The 1,902-nt window shown below is 60.9% G+C and carries 2 protein-coding genes and 1 pseudogene; all 3 read left to right on the forward strand.

The genetic code is table 11. The features are described from left to right. Nucleotides 1–343: pseudogene (locus EOA24_RS36185) on the forward strand (PAS domain-containing protein); the annotation flags it as partial. 174 nt (nucleotides 344–517) lie between these two features. Further along, nucleotides 518–1,135, forward strand: coding sequence for a PilZ domain-containing protein (locus EOA24_RS36190; protein ID WP_126061083.1), 618 nt, complete (start codon nucleotides 518–520; stop codon nucleotides 1,133–1,135). A 241-nt stretch (nucleotides 1,136–1,376) separates the two neighbouring features. Continuing rightward, nucleotides 1,377–1,902: transglutaminase-like cysteine peptidase (locus EOA24_RS36195; protein WP_127410721.1), on the forward strand; the 526-nt coding region annotated here is incomplete at its 3' end.

A 1,902-nucleotide genomic window follows, 5' to 3' on the forward strand; every position in this document is an offset into this window, starting at 1 on the left:
GCTCATGACCTACGAGGGATTCAGCCGCAACGGCCGCTCCAACAAATTCGAGCTCCTTGCGCTGCCGTTGGATGGGGGCCACGAGAACCCGCGCTGCCTCGGCATTTTCAGCACCGTCGAAAAGCCGTTCTGGCTTGGCGCCGACCCGCTTGCCGACGCGCTTATCGACACGATCCGGGTGATAGATCCCGAGAAGGAACCGATGTTCCTGAAGAACCGGCCGGCGATCGAGGTTCCCTCGCTCGTTCCGTCCGAATTCGATCCCCCGGAAACCATCTCGGCGCTCGGCCGCGTGCGCCGCATCCGCCACCTCGTCGTCCTCGACGGCGGACGTCACGAATGAGCCCGGCCGCGCGGGATTTTCCCCTCACGCGTGGTTAATTTTTCCCCGTCGCGCGAGTCTCCTGGCCCGGGCTTTCGCGGCCGATTTTTCCCGTTTGTTAACCTGCTTTGCTGTAGTTTTTCGGGCGAAATTCCACGCATCGTCGCGCGGAATGCCATTGGGGTGCAGGCAGTCATGAGGTCAGCGGCGGTAGAATTTGCACCGTCACGAGCTGAGCGGCGCAACTTTCAGCGTGTCCGGGTCAAGATTTACGGACGCTTCATGCTGGAAGACCGCACCGAGCATCCATGCCAGGTGATCGATATGTCGCCAGGCAATGTCGCGCTGCGCACCGACCGCATCGGCATGCCGGGCGAGAAGGTCATCGCCTATATCGACCATATCGGCCGTGTCGAGGGCATCGTGACGCGCACGTCGCCGGACGGTTTCGCCATGACTGTCATCGCCTCCGATCGCAAGAAGGACAAGCTTGCCGCGCAGCTCACCTGGCTTGCCAACAAGCATGAGCTGGACCTGCCCGAGGACCGTCGCCACGAGCGCGTGGCGCCGCGCAACCCGATGAGCGTCCTGCAGCTCACCGACGGGCGCCAGTATCAGTGCCGCATCATCGACCTGTCGCTCTCGGGCGCCGCGATCGAGATCGACGTCAAGCCGGCGATCGGCATCCAGGTCATGCTTGGAACCATGCGCGGCCAGGTGGTGCGCCATTTCGAGGACGGCGTCGCCATCGAATTCGCCGTCATTCAGCGGCCGGAAACGCTCGACCAGGAATTCAACGCGCCGCGGTCCTGACGCAAGCCACCGCAAAGCGAAAACGAACCGGCCCTCGGCGGCCGGTTTTTTGTTGCCCGGTTTTCACCCGAAATAGGCCACCCGGCACCTACCAAATCGTTACAAATCTGAACAACCCAGGCCCACGATAGTTCAAATTTTATGTTTATTCTACTGGCGTTTTACTCAATGTCTACTTCGAGTTTTTGCGTCAAATAAATCCCAACGTGGCACAGTCTCCTCAAACGGGGAGACTACAAGAATGAAAATGACGAGGGGCAAGCTGTTGCTCTTGGCAATGGCGATGCAGCTTTCCGCCTGGGGCACGGCAAGCGCAGGACCGGTGTTCATGCATACGGGTGGCCGCACCACCCAGCCGGTCGGTCACTATGATTTCTGTCAGCGCATTCCGGTCGAGTGCAACGAGCGGACGCCGAAGGGACCGCCGGTCGAACTGACGCGCAAGCTGTGGGCGACGATCATCAACATCAACAATTCGGTCAACGCCCGCGTCAAGCCGCGCACCGACATGGAAATCTACGGTGTCGAGGAATACTGGGCCTATCCCGACAATGGTGTTGGCGACTGCGAGGATTACGCGCTGGAGAAGCGCCGCGAGTTGATGGCCGCGGGTGTCCCGGCCGGCAATCTGTTGATGACGGTGGTGCGCCAGCCCAATGGCGACGGCCATGCCGTGCTCACCGTGCGCACCGGCCTCGGCGAGTTCATCCTCGACAATCTCGAGCCGAAAGTGCTCGCCTGGAACGATACGGTCTACACCTATCTCA

Origin of the sequence: Mesorhizobium sp. M2A.F.Ca.ET.039.01.1.1 (assembly GCF_003998035.1) — a bacterium.
Classification (GTDB): domain Bacteria; phylum Pseudomonadota; class Alphaproteobacteria; order Rhizobiales; family Rhizobiaceae; genus Mesorhizobium.

What these genes read in the sequence shown, in the direction of transcription:
- EOA24_RS36190 (WP_126061083.1), top strand. Translation starts at nt 518, where the DNA reads ATGAGGTCAGCGGCGGTAGAATTTGCACCGTCACGAGCTGAGCGGCGC.